This window comes from Shouchella phoenicis (genome assembly GCF_047238345.1).
In the GTDB taxonomy this organism is placed as follows: domain Bacteria; phylum Bacillota; class Bacilli; order Bacillales; family Bacillaceae_D; genus Shouchella.
Map to the genome: position 1 here is coordinate 2,344,321 of NZ_JBDFMQ010000001.1, position 19,392 is coordinate 2,363,712.

A 19,392-nucleotide genomic window follows, 5' to 3' on the forward strand; every position below is an offset into this window, starting at 1 on the left:
TTTAAAATCAAACTTAATAGATCGAGGTCGTTTCATCAATTGCTTCAAGTTTTGTTTTTATCGATTGTAAAAATTTACCGCATATCAAACCATCTAGCACGCGATGGTCAAGGGATAAACAAAGATTGACCATATGACGAATTGCAATAACTTCACCCGCTTCTGTATCCATCACAACAGGGCGCTTGACAATTGACTCAACAGACATAATCGCTGCTTGAGGTGCGTTAATGATAGGCTGAGACATAATTGAGCCAAACGAACCTGTATTATTAATAGTGAACGTTCCTCCGCTCATATCTTCGTTTTTCAGTTGACCAGTTCTTACTTTTTTCGCAAGCTCATTCGTACGTTTCGCTAGCCCTTTTATGGTCAACTCATCTGCATCTTTAATTACCGGTACATACAATGCGTCATCTGTTGCAACAGCCATCGAAAGGTTAATATCTTTTTTGCGGATAATTTTGTCGCCAGCCCACTGCGCATTGACTTCAGGATATTCCTTTAACGCTTCGACACATGCCTTCATAAAGAAAGGCAAATACGTAAGGCTAAATCCTTCTTTTTCTTTAAATGCATCTTTATGACGTTGCCGTATTTTGACAAGGTTGGTTACATCGACTTCAACCATTGTCCAAGCGTGAGGCGCATCTGTTTTGCTTTTCACCATATTTGCGGCAATCGCTTTACGGATGCCTGATACAGGAATTTCTGTATCTCCAGCAGAACTTTGAACATGTACGTCTTCAGCTTTTGATTTCGGTTGTTCAGCTTTAACAGGCGCATGTGATGACTGAGCTGTTGGGGCTGAACCATTCTTTCGATGCGCTTCAACATCTTTTCTTGTAATACGGCCCCCTTTCCCAGATCCTGCAACATCTTCTAACGAGATGCCATACTCTTGTGACAATCGGAGAACAGCAGGAGAATAGCGGTTTCGTTGATCCGTTGCTTCAGTCGTTTTCGCTGGTTTTTCCGACTCAACTTGCTGATTCTCTTGTTGTTTTGGGGCTTCTGTTGACTCTGAGCTTCCTTCTTCTTGAATGGAGCAAATTTCTGTACCGACTGAAACCGTATCGTCTTCCTCGACAAGGAGTTCTTGAATAACCCCTGTATACGAAGACGGAATTTCTGCACTCACTTTATCTGTCATTACTTCAGCAATTGGTTCATACTTCGTTACGCTGTCTCCTGGTGCCACAAGCCATTTGCTTATGGTTCCCTCTGTGACACTTTCACCAAGCTGAGGCATTGTCATTTTTGTCGCCATTGTATCCCTCCTTAAAACTCTGCTAAGTCGCGAATGGCTTGCTCGACTTTATCAGGGTTAATCATAAACTCTTTTTCTAATGTTGGTGCATACGGCATAGCTGGCACATCTGGACCAGCCAAGCGTTTAATTGGCGCATCAAGATCAAACAAACAGTGTTCTGCAATAATTGCACTAACTTCACTGATAATGCTTCCTTCTTTGTTATCTTCCGTAATTAATAACACTTTGCCTGTTTTCTTAGCTGCCTCAATAATCGCTTCTTGATCAAGGGGGTACACGGTTCGCAGATCAAGAATATGGGTTTGAATTCCTTCTTTTTCAAGTCGCTCTGCTGCTTGTAGCGCGAAATGTACAGCCAATCCATACGTAATAACGGTGACATCGTCTCCTTCACGCTTCACATCCGCTTTTCCAATTGGAAGTGTATACTCCTCATCTGGAACCTCGCCTTTAATTAATCGATACGCACGCTTATGTTCGAAAAAGAGAACCGGATCGTCTGATCGTATTGCCGCTTTTAAAAGACCTTTTACATCATAAGGCGTGGAGGGCATGACAATTTTTAATCCCGGAGTATTTGCAAACATCGCTTCAACACTTTGCGAGTGATAGAGCGCACCATGAATTCCACCACCGTAAGGCGCTCGAATGGTAATCGGACACGTCCAATCATTGTTTGTGCGATACCGAATTTTTGCCGCTTCCGACACAATTTGATTGACTGCAGGCATAATAAAGTCGGCAAATTGCATCTCAGCAACAGGGCGCATTCCATACATCGCCGCACCAATACCAACGCCTGCAATAGCCGATTCTGCTAGTGGCGTATCAATGACACGCGCTTCTCCAAATTGTTCATATAAACCTGCCGTTGCACGAAACACACCGCCGCGCTTCCCAACATCTTCACCTAAAACAAAAACTTTTTGGTCCCGCTCCATCTCTTCATGCAGTGCTTTCGTTACGGCTTCTATATAAGATAAAACAGCCATTAATTCCCCTCCTCGCCATAAACATGTAAATACGTTGTGCTTGGATCTGCATACGTCGCTTCTTCTGCATATTCCGTCGCTTCATTTACAAGCTGCTTCACTTCTTCTTCCATTTCATTAAGCTTTTCTTCATTTAATAAATTGGCATCCATTAAATATGTGGCATATGTATGGACAGGGTCTTTCGCTTTTGCTTCTGCTACTTCTTCTCGTGAACGATACGCACGATCATCGTCATCACTTGAATGAGGTGTAAGGCGATACGAAACCGTTTCAATTAAAGACGGCCCTTCTCCTTTTCTCGCTCGGTCTGCGGCTTCTTTTACAGCTTCATAAACAGCTAGTGGATCATTTCCATCGACTGTAACACCTGGCATTCCGTAACCGATTGCTCGGTCTGATACTTTTTCACAGGCAAGTTGCTTTTCAATCGGTACACTAATGGCGTATTTATTATTTTCGCACATAAAGATAACAGGTAGCTTGTGCACCCCTGCGAAATTCGCCCCTTCGTGAAAATCACCTTGATTGGATGATCCTTCCCCAAACGTTGTAAACGTGACAAAATCTTTCTTTTCTAAACGACCACCTAAAGCAACCCCGACAGCATGAGGGACTTGAGTGGTAACAGGTGATGATCCTGTCACAATCCGATTTACTTTTTGACCAAAATGACCTGGCATTTGACGTCCGCCAGAATTGGGGTCTTCTTCTTTCGCAAAACCAGATAGCATTAAATCTTTCGCGGTCATTCCAAATGTAAGCACAACGCCCATATCCCGATAGTATGGCAGTACATAGTCTTTATCTCGATCAAGTGCAAACGCCGCACCTACTTGCGCTGCTTCCTGCCCTTGACATGAAATGACAAAAGGAATCTTCCCTGCCCGATTTAATAACCACATCCGTTCGTCAATTCTACGGGCAAGTAACATCGTTTTATAAATATCAATGGCTTCTTCATCAGTCAAACCGAGCTGCTCGTGTTTTTGTTTTGCCATATAAATCCCTCCTATTACATATGAATTGCGCGTTTATCAATTAATAGTGCCGCTTCACCAATTGCTTCTGACATGGTTGGATGAGGATGAATCATATCCCCTAATTCAACATGCGCAGCATCTAAATATTTTGCTAGTGCCGCTTCACTTATTAAATCCGTTGCATGCGAGCCAATAATGTGAACACCAAGAACATCTTTCGTCTTTTCATCGGAAATTACCTTAACAAAACCTTCTTCTTCTCCCTGAACAAGCGCTTTACCGACTGCTGCAAATGGAAATGTCCCCACTTTAATTTGATAACCTTGCTCTTTTGCATCTTGTTCGGTCAATCCAACTTGAGCAGATTCGGGAAAGCTATAAACACAAGAAGGAACCATTGTTGGATTTAACGGTTCAACTGGCTCCCGCGTCATATGAGCAACAGCAATGAGTCCTTCATGAGTAGCGACATGGGCAAGTTGAAGACCCCCAACACAGTCTCCGATCGCATAGATGTGGGATTCTTTCGTTTGACCGTATTCATTCACTTTTATGTAACCGCTTTCTAAAACAATGTCTGTGTTCTCTAAGCCAATGCTTTTCACATTTGCTGATCGGCCAATCGATACCATCATTTTGTCAACAGGAATAGATAAGGTTTCATCTTGATATGAAATTGAAACGGTCACGGAATGGTCCTCTACCTTCAAATCCGCTTCATTGAGTGTTGCTCGTGTATAGATGGTTACACCTCGGTTTTGAAGCTGTTTCATCATTTCCTTGGAAATATCTTTGTCAGCAGTTGGAAGAATTCGATCACCAGCTTCCACAATCGTTACTTCGACACCAAAATCAATGAGCATAGATGCCCACTCAACGCCAATTACACCTCCGCCAACTATGACGATCGATGAAGGCAATGCTTCAAAGTTTAACGCCTCTTCTGAACTAATTATTGATGATCCGTTAAAAGGTGTTTGTGGCAATGTCCTTGGAGAAGATCCTGTTGCCAAAATAACGTTGGAGCCAATTAACATTTCATTTTCTCCATCACCTAAGTCAACTGACACGGTACCAGGTGTTGGTGAGAAAATGGACGGTCCTAGCAGCGTACCTCTACCTTCGTAGACATCAATTTTTCCTTTTTTCATTAATCCCTTTACACCCGTCGCTAAACGGTCAACAATACTTTGCTTCCGTTCTTGAACCTTAGTGAAGTCTAGTTGAGCATCTCCAACCGTCACGCCAAATGAAGCAGATTCCTTTGCTAAACGAAAAACCTCTGCACTTCTAAGCAACGCTTTACTAGGAATACACCCTTTATGAAGGCATGTGCCCCCTAACAATTGTTCCTCAACAAGCGCTGTTTTCAATCCTGATTGTGAGGCGCGGATGGCGGCTGCATATCCGCCTGTTCCGCCTCCCACGATCACGAGATCATAATTCTCTGCCATGGTTGTTTGCCTCCATTATTTTTTACGTGAAAGAATGTGGTGTTCATTTTGTAAAAACGTACCTCTTGCATAGCGCATACGTTCAATACGTTCCTCAGCCATTTTATCAGCTGCTTGAGACGTTGGGATTTGTTTTGCTTTAGCAATTTCAAATACGCGAGATACATTGTCGTAAATGCCTTCTACTTTTTTAAATGCACGATCACGATTGTATCCATTTAATTCGTCGGCAACATTGATGACGCCACCAGCATTAATGACGTAATCCGGCGCGTACGCGATCCCCATTTCTTGAAGAAGGTGTCCGTGACGCTCTTCTTTTAGCTGGTTGTTTGCTGCTCCAGCGATGACTTTTGCTGTTAATTTTGAAAGCGTTTCATCATTAATGACGCCTCCTAAAGCACACGGGGCAAAAATGTCGCAGTCTTGCTCGTAAATATCGTCAGGGTCAACTGCTTTTGCACCAAACTCTGCAACTGCTTTTTCTACTGATGGTTTATAAATGTCTGTCACAATTAATTGTGCGCCTTCTTCATGTAAATACTTACATAAATTATACGATACATTCCCAACACCTTGAACAGCAATTGTTTTACCAGCTAAGTCTTCTGTACCTAGCCCTGCTTTAGCAGCGGCTTTCATTCCGACATACACACCATAAGCAGTGACAGGCGATGGATTTCCTGAAGCACCAAAAGCTGGAGAAATTCCTGTAACATAATCGGTTTCGTCGTGAATCGTGTCCATATCTTCAACGGTTGTTCCAACATCTTCCGCCGTAATATAACGACCATTTAAGCCTTGTATGTAGCGCCCGAACGCACGGAACATTTCAGGATTTTTATCTGTTCTTGCATCACCAATAATGACAGCTTTTCCGCCGCCAAGATTTAATCCTGCCGCAGCGTTTTTATAGGTCATTCCTCTTGAAAGACGCAAAACATCTTCAAAAGCTTCTTCTTCGGTTTTATAATTCCACATTCTTGTGCCTCCAAGTGCTGGCCCAAGCGTTGTATCATGAATGGCAATAATCGCTTTTAATCCTGACGTTTGATCTTGGCAAATAACAAGTTGTTCGTAATCTTTCTCCTGCATCTTTGTAAATAATTTCATTTTAAATCCCCCTATAAGAATTCTAGCTAGTCTTAGACATGGTTTCTTTCTCTCTTCATGCAAAAACAATGCCAACTATTAATCTTAAGGAATAAGGTTTTCAACACCTTTACTATGCAAAATCTTGCATTCCCCCTGAAAAATATTGCATGCAACATCATTCAATCTTATGTTTTTCTAATTTATAATATAATGAGCGAACAGAAATGCCAAGCCGCTTTGCCGCTTCCGTTTTTACATGATCAACTCGTTCTAACGTCTGTATAAGAAACGAGCGCTCTTTTTCAGCCAAAAAATGGTCAAGTGTCTCGCCATCGATATTCGACTGTAGCGCCTGCTCAGTCTCATCTTGCTGCTCATTCGGTTCTGTAAGCGCCACTGTTTCAATTTCAGTTTCACCCAAATTTTTGTAAATCATTTCACGCGCTAATACATTTTCTAATTCTCGAATGTTCCCAGGCCATGGATAGTGTTGCAATTGAATAAGAGCTTCATGGCTTATTCTTCTAATGTTTCGACCGTAATCTTCATTAATTTTTTCTATTAAGCTTAACGATATGGTTGGAATGTCCTCTGAGCGCTCTCGTAGTGGTGGAATATAAATGGGCAATGTATTTAACCGGTAATATAAATCTTCCCTAAATCGCTTTGTAGATAACAGAACTTGTAAATTGACATTTGTCGCAGCGATAACCCGCGCTTTTATTTTTACTGGCTTTGTTCCTCCAACTCGCACCACTTCATTTTCTTGCAACACACGCAAAAGCTTTGCCTGTGTTTGAAGAGACATCTCTCCGACTTCATCAAGGAAAATGCTTCCCTCACCAGCTTCTTCAAACAACCCTTTTTTTCCTGTTCGTAATGCGCCAGAGAAAGCACCTTGCTCATAGCCAAATAACTCACTCTCAAGCAAAGTTTCAGTTAAGGCGGCGCAATTTACACGAACAAATGGTTTATCTCTTCGCTTACTTTCATGGTGTATCGCATGTGCAAACAATTCTTTCCCAGTACCTGTTTCACCTAGAAGTAGAATAGGTAAAGCCGTATTTGCCCCTAACTTTGCTTGTGCAATCGCGTGCTGAATGCCGTTCGATTGACCGAGTATATCTTGAAAAGAATAACGCGCTTCTAAACTCGCTATTTTTTTCTTCGCTTGCTTTAGTTCACCCATGAGTAGATTTAACTCTGATACATCGTGAATGACACCAATACTACCTTTAAGTTTTTTATCCACAACCACAGGCGCAACATTGACAATCACATCTCGTTTATTCGGACCTAATTTCAAACGAGCGCCTCGCACAGGTCTTTGGGTTTGCAATACTTGCATATGAATACTTTCGCCTTCAGATATGTCCGTTGTTGCAGGCTTCCCAATTACTTGATCTTCGGTTAATCCTGTTATTTTTTTGTAAGCAGGATTAATTAACAAGCCCACACCAAATTCATCAACAACAGAAATGGCGTCATTTGAAGAGTTTATGATCGCTTCAAGCATTTCTCTCATTCGATTTAAATCTGTAATTTGCTCAGCCATTTGTCTAGCTTCTGTGACATCTTTAAAGACAGCAATTGCGCCAGTAATGATCCCATTTGCGTGCAATGGTATACGAGTGGTAACAATTTTAGTACCATTCATAAAGGTTTGCAGTTGATTGTGTTCGGCTTGCCCCGTTTCAATTACTCTCGGTAATCCGCTATTTGGTAATAACGTTTGAATTTGCATCCCCATACTTTCTTGTTGTTGAACATCTGCCATCTTAGCGGCAGAGTCATTAAGATACAGCACAGTATTGTCTGAACGCACGATAATAACTCCATCATCAATAGAATCAATCGCTTTATGCATAAAGGTTTGTTTATCAAGCTCATTACTTATAACAGCCCATGCATCCTCATACGTCATAATGAGCTGATTCGATTGAAGTGAGTCATTTGCCTGCAAAACCGTATCGTAATGATGAATTGGAGGAATCGTATCAATTAAAGCAATTCGATGTTCCATAGCTAACGATTGCGTTTCGGGGTTTTCAGAACAAATGGCAGATACTGAAAACATAGGCATATGAATTAAACATCTTAATAAGGCAAATGCATCAGGACCGTCATCAATAAACAGGATCTTTTCCATCTCGCACCTCTAAATTTTTAGTAGTTGGTCATAAATGCTGCTGCCATTATTTTTAGTATCGTATAATTAACAAGCTTATGCAAGATTAAACTTGTCCAGAAAGGTTTTTTTAGTCTACAATAGATGTGGAGGATGTTCAAGAAAGGACTGTTCTATGGGCAGAATAATTGCTTTATTCATTGTACTTATCCCGATTGTTGGTGCTGGTTACGGTATAAAATTAATGCGAGATGCATTCTTTCTCGTTGAGCTTTTTCCTTACCCCACTTTATGGGTTCAATTTATCGCTGGTCTTCTTTTCTTTCTCATTGGATTAGGATTAATGGCAGGATTTATTTTCCATAGAGATAAAAAACGAGGTAAAGTTTCTGAAACTTTTTTAAAAAATAATGATCAACAGCTATAGAGATAAAGCTCTACAGCTGTTTTATTTTGCCAAATTGGTTTGTTTGAGCCACTTTTCGATCGCCATTTTCATAAACGGCCAAAAAATAAAAACGATTAACCCGGCTAGTCCAAAGATAAGAAACATAATTTGCACAGGTTCTTCAGGAACTGCTACAGCCCAGAAAGCAATGATTGCGCCTAGTACAAAAGATCCATTAAATCCATAGCTTGCTTGATCTTCCACTTCAAGGACGATGGCAATGTATATGATTGTCAATAAATAAAGCACATCAATAAACGTAGGGGTGACAATAAAAAAACAACCAATAACGGCTAAAAGAATAAAATACATCATTAAGCGATACGGAACTTTATTTGCAAAGTAAGCCGAGATAGGAAACACAAGAAAAAGCAAACTAACAATGAAAAATGACTTCCCCTCTCCTGAAGCTAACAAATAAGAGAAAAAACCTAGTGCAATCAAATAACTAATGATTACGCCATTTTTTAAGATGGCTTGTTTAAGCGTTTTTAAATAAAACTTTTTTTGACTTACATCAAGATAAAAACCTAACGCCCAAGAAAGTATCATGTAGCCCATCGCAATATAAGAAAAGAAAAAATGTCGTCCCACTAACAAAGAACTTAATGCTAGATACGCGTATAGAATAAACGCCCCTAAACTAAACGGGACTGCGTAAGGCTTTTTATGATCATGCCACCGCATATCATCAAAGCCGTACATCAGAGCAACCGCAATGATTGGTAGGGATAAAAATAAAACAGGAATCATCGTTACATCACCTACATCTTTTATTGTTTATCAACGTTTTTATAAACGCTAAAGATTGAAAAAGGTCATCTTTAGTATGAGATAATCAATAAAATCCATTCAAAAAAAAGAGTAAACATGATGAATCATGTTTACTCTTTTTTTATTAACTTACTTTATGCTCGATTCTCAGCTTATCAGCAACCATTGCGATAAATTCTGAATTGGTTGGCTTTGCTTTTGAATGACTGACCGTATAACCAAATAAATTTGAAATGGAATCAATATTCCCTCTGCTCCATGCCACTTCAATTGCATGACGAATTGCTCGTTCTACGCGACTTGCCGTCGTGTTGAATTTCTTCGCAATATCGGGATACAGCACTTTTGTGATGGAGCCTAATAATTCAATGTCCTTGTAAACCATTGTAATCGCTTCTCTTAAGTACATATAGCCTTTAATATGTGCAGGGACACCGATTTCATGAATAATACTTGTGATGCTTGCATCAAGATTAATTTGTTTTCCTTCTTTTCTTGGTACCGATGCAAAAGACATTGACGTCGTTTTTGGTATACGAACTTGTTGATTGCCAGCGATTTCTCGGATTTTAGACATGAGCGCTTCCATATCAAACGGTTTCAAGACATAGTAAGCGGCACCAAAATCGACTGCCCGCTTCGTTACATCTTCTTGACCGAAAGCTGTTAACATCACAATTTGCGGGCGATTACTTTTTTGACTTAAACGTTCTAATACAGCTAATCCGTCTAAATGCGGCATAATAATATCTAATAGCAGCACATCCGGCTCTTTTTCTTCAACCAAACTTAGACATTCTTGTCCATTAAAAGCGGTTCCGACCACTTCCATATCCGGTTGCGCACCTACATATTCACTCAATAAATGCACTAATTCTCTGTTATCATCAGCAATACAAACGTTAATTTGACTCATTATGTTTTCCCCCAGTTCCTTTTGTTGTATGTAACCGATTCGACAAAGATGCAAACAATCCTTTTAAATAATTCATTTAGATTTTAATTATAGCAAATCCTACTTTTTTCTAGTGTATCTTATGGTTTTCGACAACTTTTCTAAGTCACTTTTCTTTAATATACCATATCGCAATGGAGGATGTGGCGATTCTTGAAAGACTTTTATGTAAAAAAAAATCAAGCAAAGCTGAGATTAACTCGCTTTAGCTTGATGTTTAATTAAACCTGTATGGATTCCTGATTCTTCAAGCATCCAGCTAATGTGACATCCGTATCCAGATGTTGGATCGTTAACAAACACATGGGTAACAGCCCCGACAATCTTGTCCCCTTGAATAATTGGACTTCCACTCATACCTTGAACAATTCCACCTGTTTTATCGAGTAACCGTTCATCCGTTACTTTTATCACCATTCCTTTTGTCGCAGGACGATCTTGAGGCGTATTTGAAACAATTTCAATATCAAACTGCTCCACTTCTTCCCCATCTACAACAGTAAGAATTTTAGCAGGACCTTTTTTGACCTCTGCAGATGTTGAAATGGGCATCGGTTGATCAAACGTTTTGTTCTTTAATTCAATTTTGTCGTTCAGTGTGCCGTATATGCCTAATGAGCTATTTTTATTAATGGTGCCTAATATTTCACGGTCTTTCGATATACTTGCAAGTTTCTCACCAGGTTCCCCGTTCATTCCTCTAGAAATTGAGGTCACAGATGACCGCAATAATTGACCATTCAACACCGATACAGGTTTCTTCGTATCAATATCGGAGATGACGTGGCCTAATGCGCCATAGCGCTTACTCTCTGGGTCATAGAACGTCATCGTCCCAACGCCAGCTGCAGAATCACGAATATAAAGACCTAGACGGTATAAATGATCCCCTTTTGCTTTTTCCGGCGTTAAAACCGTTGTAATTTCTTTTTCACCACGCAACACTTTTACTTTTAAGTCTTCATTTTCTTCTCCAGCAAGCTGCACAAGCCGCGATACTTCACTCATGGTATGCATTTTTTCACCATTAATATCTGTGATCATATCACCAACTTCAATGCCCGCAAATTCGCCTGGAGATTTCTGACCTGCTTTTGTATCAATTTTATGATGGCCGACTACTAATACACCTTCAGTATTAAGCTTTACGCCAATGGATTGACCACCAGGAACGACTTTTATCTCCGGTAAAACGGAGACATCAATCTTCTTTGTTGGCCAGTTTCCATGCTGGACTGTAACGTTTGTTTTCCCCGTTTTGATGCCTTGGAAAATGGTTTGGCTCTCTACTTGATCCATCTGCACATGTGAAGAATCATCGATCACGAAGCCACTTGCTTCTATAACCTCTTCACTTCCTTCAAATAAAACCATTGATGTAGGAATTTCAATAAATTGTTTGAATTGCTGATTAAATCCTAAAAAAAGTAGACAAACTACAAACAAGACCCCAATCACATACCGTACACCCTCTTTTTTCAACCTTTTCACTCCTCACTCCCAACCTACACCTCCATGCTGGCTGTACTATTAATGTTGCCTTGAGTAGACGGAAATATAACTGTAAATAAAAGAAAAAAGCAACCTAATCAAGGTCGCTTTTTCCAATTACGTTTTTTTGTGACTGGCTAATGCTAATAATTCTTTTGCATTTTCTTTCGTAATGTCTGTTACTTCAAATCCAGAAAGCATCCGAGCAAGTTCATTTGTTTTTTCTTCTTCATCTAATGAAATCACTTCTGTTTTTACACGATCTGCTTTATTTTCTTTTCTAATAAATAAGTGTTGGTCGGCCATTGCAGCAACTTGCGGCAAATGCGTAATACATAATACTTGTGAACCAACAGAAATATGATACATTTTTTCAGCAATGGCTTGCGCGACGCGACCACTTACTCCTGTGTCTACTTCATCAAAGATTACAGAAGTAAGATTTTGCGAAGCTGAAAAAATCGTTTTAAGAGCTAGCATAATCCGTGAGATTTCTCCGCCGGAAGCCACTTTTATTAATGATTTTAAAGGTTCTCCTTGATTTGTTGAAATTAAAAATGCAGCTTGATCTTGTCCATTTTTATAAAATAAATCTGTTTGCTTTAACTCTACATGAAAGGATGCTTTTTCCATGTAAAGTTGACTTAATTCCGTCATTAAAGCCGCCTCTAGCTGTTGTGCTAACCGTTTTCGAATTTCGGTAATGGTTTCGGATTCAATTGTTAAGTCTTCAATTATAGCGTTTCTTGCATCTTGCAAATCCTCTAAATGGATATCTTTGTTTTCCATTTCCTCTAATTCGCGCTCAATAGTTTCTGCATACGTAAGAATGTCTTTTACCGATGTCCCATATTTACGCTTTAACTTTTCAATCTCCGCTAAGCGATTCTCTACGTCTTCTAGCAAGGAGGGATTAAAATCAACTTGATCCAACGCTTCACGAATTGAATAAGAAGCTTCTTCAATTAAATAATAACTTGACGATACCTGCTCAAAAAGAGGTTGCAGCTCTTCATCGATGCCAGCAGCACTTTCAAGATGACTAAGCATTCCACTTAAATAATCGAGACCTTTATCTTCCCCATACAAATGTTCATAACTACGCGTCAGAGACTCAAATAGCTTCTCGCTATTGGCAAGCTTGTTCCGGTCTTTTAGAAGCTGATCATCTTCTCCGACCTGTAAATTCATTTTAGTGATTTCACCTAGTTGATACGTATACAAATCGGTCCTTTGGGCAATTTCTTGTGCGTTTTGATCCAATTCTTTTATCCGTTTGTTTGTTGTCTCTAGTTTCGTAAACAACTTACGGTATTCATTTAGCGCTTTTTTGAGTGTATCTCCACCGAATTGATCCAATAAAGAAAGATGCTCGTCTTCGCGCATAAGTGCCTGGTGTTCATGTTGACCATGAATATCAACAAGGGCCTGTCCAATTTCTCGCAATGTACCGATCGTCATCAATTTTCCATTTATACGACAAATGCTTTTTCCTGTATGAGTAATTTCTCGCCTCATAATGAGCATATCGTCTTCCATATCAATGCCCAATGATTCTAATTTCGCTTCAATATGGCGGGCATCTTCTATAATAAATAAGCCTTCAATTTCCGCTTTCTTCTCTCCGTGACGAACAAATTCTACCGATCCTCGCCCACCTAACAATAAACCGATTGCATCAATAATGATTGACTTTCCGGCTCCTGTTTCTCCAGTTAAAACCGTTAACCCTTTTTCAAATGGAATGGTTAGTGAAGAGATGATCGCAAAATTCTTAACGGTTAATTCCATTAACATACAAGCAAGTCCACCCTTCTAAAGCATATTTAAAAATCGCTCTGTCACGGTTTCTCCATTTTTTTCAGTTCGACAAATAATTAAAATGGTATCGTCTCCACAAATGGTTCCCATTAGTTCTGGCCAATCTAAATTATCAATTAACACGGCAATCGCATTCGCATTCCCAGGCATCGCTTTCATCACAACTAAATTACCTGATTGATCAATACTAATGAAGCTATCCGTTAACGTTCGTTTAAGTTTTTGCTGAGGATTAAACTTTTGATCAGCCGGTAAGCTGTATTTATAACGGCCATCCTGCATCGGAACTTTCACTAAATGAAGTTCTTTAATATCTCTTGAAACCGTAGCTTGTGTCACATTATAGCCATCGCTTCTTAATTGATCGACTAAATCATCTTGCGTTTCTATTTCGTTATTCGTAATAATTTCTCTAATTTTTATATGGCGTTGTCCTTTAGTCATGCCATCACCTAACCTTTTAACAGATTCATTTCCGACGTCGTTTCTTCTATTATCTACAGTTTACCCTAATTGAGCAAGGTTGGAACCATTGCATTTATCGTAACTGTAAAAGAACCCTCCTTTATTTACAAGACATGAACAGCATAAGCATTCATTTCAAGTATTTGTTAAAGAGAGGGTCCAATTTGTTATTCTTTTTTTCGCAGCGCTTGTGACGCGTCGACAATTCGTTTCACTTCTTCATCGTCTAGTTTTTCAACGGTTGCTCGTTTCTTTAAATGAAGCAAAAACTCAATGTTCCCGTCTCCACCTGTAATCGGAGAGAACGCAAGACCGACTGAACTAAATCCAATCGTATGTGCAGCCGATAAAACCGTTTCAATCACGTCTTTATGAACAAGCGGATCACGAACAATGCCTTTTTTGCCAACATGTTCTCTTCCTGCTTCAAATTGAGGTTTGATTAACGCAATGACATCCCCTTCGTCAGACAAAATATCATATAGCGGAGGTAATATTAACTTTAGCGATATAAATGATACATCGATCGATGCAAATTGCGGGCGCTCATTCGTAAAATCAGCCTGTGTCGCATATCGAAAATTCATCCGTTCCATCACTGTTACACGATCATCTTGCCTAATTTTCCATGCAAGTTGATTATAGCCGACGTCGACCGCATACATTGATTTGGCATCATTCTGAAGAGCACAATCGGTAAAGCCACCTGTAGATGCGCCGATATCAAGTCCCACTTTATCTTTAATTTCTAGTTCAAAGACTTCGAGGGCCTTTTCTAGCTTCAATCCACCGCGACTTACATATTTCAACGTATCGCCTTTAATTCGTATTGGCAGTTCATAATCGACTTTTAAACCTGGCTTATCAAGTCTCTCATGCTCGCTATATACAAGTCCTGCCATAATACTTCTTTTCGCTTTTTCCCTCGTGTCAGCTAAACCTCTTTCAACAAGAAGGACATCAAGCCTTTCTTTTTTTCCCATGCGTCACTATGCTCTTTTCTTTTTTTGTGGAAGTTCAGAAAGCAGCAAATCAGAAATTCGTTCTGACGTTAACCCAATTTCTTCATACAGCTCTTTCACGCTTCCATGTTCAATGAACCAATCTGGAATACCTAGTCGCTTAATATCTACTTGTAGCGCCTCTTCGTTATAAAATTCCATTACAGCACTACCAAAACCACCTTGAAGAACAGATTCCTCTATCGTTAAAATTGGCAGCTTTTCTTCTGCAATAGCACGTAGCATGTCTTCATCAAGAGGTTTAACAGAGTTCGCATTGACGAGACGTACATTATAACCTTGGGCAGTCATTGTCTCAATTGCTTTTTCCGCTACTGGAATCATCGTACCGAATGTTAAAATGACCGCATCGGTTCCTTCATTTAGTACTTCCCATTTGCCAATTGGCAGCTGTTTTAATTGCTGATCCATTTTCACGCCTGTTCCGTTTCCTCTTGGGTAACGAACAGCAATTGGACCGTCATCATATTTTACAGCCGTATATAGCATGTGCTGTAGTTCATTTTCATTTCTTGGATTTAAGATGACCATATTTGGTAGCGCTCTTAGGAACGATATATCAAATACCCCTTGATGCGTCTCACCATCAGCACCTACTAGTCCGGCACGATCAATTGCGATTAAGACATTTAAGTTTTGACGACAGATATCATGAACGACTTGATCGTATCCACGCTGTAAAAACGTTGAATAAACAGCAAACACAGGTTTCATTCCTTGTGTAGCTAGTCCAGCAGACATTGTCGCTGCGTGCTGCTCTGCAATCCCTACATCAATCATTCGATCTGGAAACTCTTGTGCAAACAAATCAAGTTTTGAGCCACCTGGCATTGCTGGCGTAACCGCCACTACGCGCTCATCTTCACGAGCAATTGTCTTTAGTGTATTTGCAAACACACTTGGATAGCTAGGAGGTCCGGCTTTTTTCACCATTTCCCCATTTTCAATTTTATAAGGTCCAGTACCGTGCCAAGCGCCTGTTGCATCTTCTTCAGCCGGCTTATAACCTTTTCCTTTTTTCGTTAGAACGTGAACAAGAACTGGTCCACTCACTTTTTTCGCGTAATTTAAATTATGCTTTAAATCCTCTAAGTCATGGCCATCAACAGGTCCAAGATACGTAAAGCCCATTTCTTCAAAGAAAATGCCAGAAACGACCATATATTTCAAACTATCTTTTACACGCTCTGCTGTATCGGCAAGCTTTCCGCCAAATGCCGGAATTTTTCTTACCAACCATTCCATATCGTCTTTTGCTCGTTGATATTTCCCTGCAGTACGTAGCTTCCCTAAAATATGATGAAGGGCGCCTACATTCGGTGCAATGGACATTTCATTGTCATTTAAAACGACAATTAAGTTCTTTTGCTCATGACCAATATGGTTCAAAGCTTCAAGTGCCATTCCACCAGTTAACGCGCCGTCCCCAATAATGGCAACAACATTTTCATCGGTTCCTTTTAAATCTCTAGCCGTTGCCATCCCCATTGCACCTGACAAGGAAGTCGAACTATGACCAGTCTCCCACACATCATGTTCGCTTTCATTTCGCTTAGGGAATCCACACAACCCTTTATACTGACGCATTGTATCAAAGCGATCTGCTCTGCCCGTCAATATTTTGTGAACATAAGCTTGGTGACCAACATCCCATAAAAATTTATCTTTCGGGCTGTCAAACAATTGATGCAACGCTAACGTCAATTCAACGACACCAAGGTTTGGACCAATATGGCCTCCATTTACAGATAGCTTTTCGATTAAGAATTGTCGAATATCTGCTGCTAACTCTTCAAGTTGTTTATTTGAATATTGTTTAAGAAAGCTTGGGTCTTTTATTTCTTCAAGGTTCATGAACGAAACCTCCATTTACTAATCATTTTTATCCGTCTATCTCGTCAATGTTATTGTATGTATCATTATTATAACAAAAACAAGTCTATCTAGAACAGTAATACCCTGTATTGTGAACCATACACTATTCTCACAAAAAAAACCAGCCAAACGGTGCTGGTTCTTTAACGATCCCGATCAACAATATAAGTAGCCATATCTTCTAGCAATGTATGTCTTAATCCAAGTTCATCAAGGTATTGTAGTGCTTGCTCATAATGATTAGACAACATTGTTTTCGCTCCATCTAGGCCTAGTATACCAGGGTAAGTACTCTTGTCATTATGTACGTCACTGCCGACTGGCTTTCCTATGTCTTCAACACTACCTTCTAAATCGAGAATGTCATCTTTTATTTGAAATAATAAGCCAACTTCTTTTCCGTATGCACTCAACACTTTTGTCTCATGTTCTGATGCGCCTGCGATGATTGCCCCTGCTTTCACTGCAAAAGCAAGTAACTCTCCTGTTTTGCGATTATGGATCGATGCAAGTTGATCAACATCAAGAGACTTTCCTTCAGCGATCATATCAGCTAATTGACCACCGACCATTCCTCTTGCGCCTGCTGCTTTGCTAAATAACGAAACAAGTTGAATTTTTGTTTCCGCAGACAAATGTGAGACCTCAGAGAGAAGGGAGAAGCTATGAGTTAAGAGCGCGTCACCTGCTAAAATGGCTGTTGCTTCCCCAAACACTTTATGATTTGTCGGCTTTCCGCGACGTAAATCATCATCATCCATTGCAGGTAAGTCGTCATGAATAAGGGAATAGGTGTGCACCATTTCTAATGCACAGGCTACTTCAATTCCATCTTTAATCGGGCATTTATATGCATCTAAAACAGCCATCAACAAAACAGGGCGTACCCGTTTCCCACCTGCTTCTAAAGAATACAACATCGCTTCTTTTAAACGATATTCAGCATCAAGCGAGCGAACGTACTCCGGTAATTCCCTTTCAATTAATTGTTTCGTTTCATTTAAAAACGATTCAAATGTATGGTTCACTCACTTTCCTCCTTCTGCATATTGAGCTCTAACATTTCGCCGTCTTCTGTCATAATTTGATCCAGCTGCTTTTCAATTGAGACCAGTTTATCATGGCAAGTTTTGGATAGACTTATTCCTTTTTTATATAAGTCAATCGCTTTTTCAAGTGCAACGTCACCTTGCTCCAGACCTTCTACAATGTCTTCAAGCTGTTTCATTGCTTCTTCAAAAGGAATATCATTCTGTTGTTTCTCCACCTTGGTCAACTCCTTCGTGATTAATATCTTTAATAACTCCTGTGGCCCGACCATCTTTAAAAAGAAGGCGAACTTCAAGATTTTCCTCTAGCTCATCAACAGATTTTAGAAGCTTGTCTTCTTTATACACAAGCGAATACCCACGATTCATGATCTTTAATGGACTAAGAAGTTCGAGCTGAGCAAGAAGGGAATGCAGTTGTTTCTGCTTTTCGTTTCGTTGTAATTCAAGAGCGTGTATGAGCCTTTGGTCCAGTCGCTCAAGATCTTTTTTCTGAGCATTTACCAGTGTAGCTGGTTGATTTCGTAAAAGGCGTTGATGTGTTGTGTCATACATCATTTGCTTTTCTTTGACGCTTCGCTGCATCTCTCGTTTCAAACGCTCTACAGCCTGATCAAGCTGTTGCTCTTTTTGTTCTACCATTTGTTTTGGCGAGCGAAACGCGTATGAACGCTTAAGATATTGAAGCTGCGCGCGTTTTTTTTCAGCCAATTGTTCCATCGCTCTTACAATTCGTTGCTGATAAGTATGAACTTGATTTAATTTCTCACGAATATCAGGAACAGCCATTTCAGCTGCAGCTGTTGGCGTAGGGGCTCTTAAATCTGCGACAAAATCACTAATGGTATAATCCGTTTCATGCCCTACCGCCGAAATAACTGGGAGGGTTGAAGCACTAATCGCTCTAACAACACGCTCTTCATTAAACGCCCAGAGTTCTTCAATCGAGCCGCCTCCTCGACCAACAATAATGACATCGAAAATAGCTGCTTCATTCGCTTGAAGTATCGCTCGTTCAATCGAAGCAGGAGCGAAATCACCTTGAACCGCAACAGGTAAAAGGGTCACACGCACATTCGGCATCCGTCTTTTTACCGTTGTTAAAATATCTCGTATAACCGCCCCTGTCTGAGAGGTAATCACCGCAATATGATTCGGATAGACGGGAATAGGTTTTTTTCGCTCTTGGGCAAACAACCCTTCGTCTTCTAACTGCTGTTTTAGCCGTTCAAACGCCACATGTAAACTTCCAATGCCATCTGGCTGCATTTCTTTTACGTAAAATTGATATTGTCCATAAGGTTCATACACATTGATTTCTCCACGTAAAAGCACTTTCATCCCGTTTTCTGGCAAGAAGCGTAAATGCTGATTGTATCCGGCAAACATGACAGACTGCATACGTGCGTTCTCGTCTTTAACTGTAAAATACATATGCCCTCTAGAATGACGTTTGAAGTTAGAGAGTTCTCCTCTAATCCATACTTCAATTAACTGTGTGTCACTTTCAATTAGTCGCTTGATGTATCTCGTTGCTTCACTTACGGACCATGCTTCCATCGTAGCC

The 19,392-nt window shown here is 40.1% G+C and carries 17 protein-coding genes; 1 reads left to right on the forward strand and 16 read right to left on the reverse strand.

Features of this window, described 5'->3' with window-relative positions:
* Positions 1-13 precede the first annotated feature (13 nt).
* The 6 genes from ABC361_RS12565 to ABC361_RS12590 form a co-directional block, all read right to left on the reverse strand.
* A complete protein-coding gene (locus ABC361_RS12565; RefSeq protein ID WP_413074284.1) occupies positions 14-1,270 on the reverse strand; it encodes a dihydrolipoamide acetyltransferase family protein in 1,257 nt (418 codons plus the stop codon).
* Between the two features lie 11 nt (positions 1,271-1,281).
* Complete coding sequence (locus ABC361_RS12570; RefSeq protein ID WP_413074285.1) at positions 1,282-2,265, reverse strand: alpha-ketoacid dehydrogenase subunit beta; 984 nt, start codon at positions 2,263-2,265, stop codon at positions 1,282-1,284.
* Positions 2,265-3,266 carry a thiamine pyrophosphate-dependent dehydrogenase E1 component subunit alpha gene (locus ABC361_RS12575; RefSeq protein WP_413074286.1) on the reverse strand — a complete coding sequence of 334 codons (1,002 nt, stop codon included), beginning with the start codon at positions 3,264-3,266 and terminating at the stop codon, positions 2,265-2,267. Before ABC361_RS12575 ends, ABC361_RS12570 begins: the two co-directional genes overlap by 1 nt.
* Positions 3,267-3,280: 14 nt before the next feature.
* Entirely contained in the window at positions 3,281-4,702 is a 1,422-nt protein-coding gene (lpdA, locus tag ABC361_RS12580) for a dihydrolipoyl dehydrogenase (RefSeq protein WP_413074287.1), read from the reverse strand.
* 15 nt (positions 4,703-4,717) lie between these two features.
* Positions 4,718-5,815, reverse strand: coding sequence for a Glu/Leu/Phe/Val family dehydrogenase (locus tag ABC361_RS12585; protein ID WP_413074288.1), 1,098 nt, complete (start codon positions 5,813-5,815; stop codon positions 4,718-4,720).
* A 157-nt stretch (positions 5,816-5,972) separates the two neighbouring features.
* Positions 5,973-7,946, reverse strand: coding sequence for a sigma 54-interacting transcriptional regulator (locus ABC361_RS12590; RefSeq protein ID WP_413074289.1), 1,974 nt, complete (start codon positions 7,944-7,946; stop codon positions 5,973-5,975).
* 154 nt (positions 7,947-8,100) lie between these two features.
* Between ABC361_RS12590 and ABC361_RS12595 the strand changes: the two genes are divergently transcribed.
* Entirely contained in the window at positions 8,101-8,352 is a 252-nt protein-coding gene (locus tag ABC361_RS12595) for a DUF2627 domain-containing protein (RefSeq protein WP_413074290.1), read from the forward strand.
* A gap of 21 nt (positions 8,353-8,373) precedes the next feature.
* Here the strand turns inward: ABC361_RS12595 and ABC361_RS12600 are convergent, their stop codons facing one another.
* From ABC361_RS12600 to xseA, 10 genes are all read right to left on the reverse strand, one after another.
* Positions 8,374-9,126: a hypothetical protein gene (locus tag ABC361_RS12600; RefSeq protein ID WP_413074291.1), complete on the reverse strand. Its 753-nt coding sequence runs from the start codon at positions 9,124-9,126 to the stop codon at positions 8,374-8,376.
* A 145-nt stretch (positions 9,127-9,271) separates the two neighbouring features.
* The gene (gene spo0A, locus ABC361_RS12605; protein WP_413074292.1) at positions 9,272-10,063 is read right to left on the reverse strand and encodes a sporulation transcription factor Spo0A; all 792 of its coding nucleotides are present in this window, start codon (positions 10,061-10,063) and stop codon (positions 9,272-9,274) included.
* A gap of 234 nt (positions 10,064-10,297) precedes the next feature.
* Positions 10,298-11,593: a SpoIVB peptidase gene (gene spoIVB, locus ABC361_RS12610; RefSeq protein WP_413074293.1), complete on the reverse strand. Its 1,296-nt coding sequence runs from the start codon at positions 11,591-11,593 to the stop codon at positions 10,298-10,300.
* 117 nt (positions 11,594-11,710) lie between these two features.
* Entirely contained in the window at positions 11,711-13,390 is a 1,680-nt protein-coding gene (gene recN / locus ABC361_RS12615) for a DNA repair protein RecN (protein ID WP_413074294.1), read from the reverse strand.
* A gap of 18 nt (positions 13,391-13,408) precedes the next feature.
* The gene (ahrC, locus tag ABC361_RS12620) at positions 13,409-13,858 is read right to left on the reverse strand and encodes a transcriptional regulator AhrC/ArgR (RefSeq protein ID WP_413074295.1); all 450 of its coding nucleotides are present in this window, start codon (positions 13,856-13,858) and stop codon (positions 13,409-13,411) included.
* Positions 13,859-14,046: 188 nt separating this feature from the next.
* Positions 14,047-14,862, reverse strand: a complete 816-nt coding sequence (locus ABC361_RS12625; RefSeq protein ID WP_413074296.1) for a TlyA family RNA methyltransferase — start codon at positions 14,860-14,862, stop codon at positions 14,047-14,049.
* A 6-nt stretch (positions 14,863-14,868) separates the two neighbouring features.
* Positions 14,869-16,755, reverse strand: a complete 1,887-nt coding sequence (gene dxs / locus ABC361_RS12630; RefSeq protein ID WP_413074297.1) for a 1-deoxy-D-xylulose-5-phosphate synthase — start codon at positions 16,753-16,755, stop codon at positions 14,869-14,871.
* Between the two features lie 164 nt (positions 16,756-16,919).
* Positions 16,920-17,804: a polyprenyl synthetase family protein gene (locus ABC361_RS12635; RefSeq protein ID WP_413074298.1), complete on the reverse strand. Its 885-nt coding sequence runs from the start codon at positions 17,802-17,804 to the stop codon at positions 16,920-16,922.
* The gene (gene xseB, locus ABC361_RS12640; protein WP_413075770.1) at positions 17,801-18,004 is read right to left on the reverse strand and encodes an exodeoxyribonuclease VII small subunit; all 204 of its coding nucleotides are present in this window, start codon (positions 18,002-18,004) and stop codon (positions 17,801-17,803) included. Before xseB ends, ABC361_RS12635 begins: the two co-directional genes overlap by 4 nt.
* Before the next feature lie 19 nt (positions 18,005-18,023).
* Positions 18,024-19,385, reverse strand: a complete 1,362-nt coding sequence (gene xseA / locus ABC361_RS12645) for an exodeoxyribonuclease VII large subunit (RefSeq protein ID WP_413074299.1) — start codon at positions 19,383-19,385, stop codon at positions 18,024-18,026.
* Between the last annotated feature and the right edge of the window lie 7 nt (positions 19,386-19,392).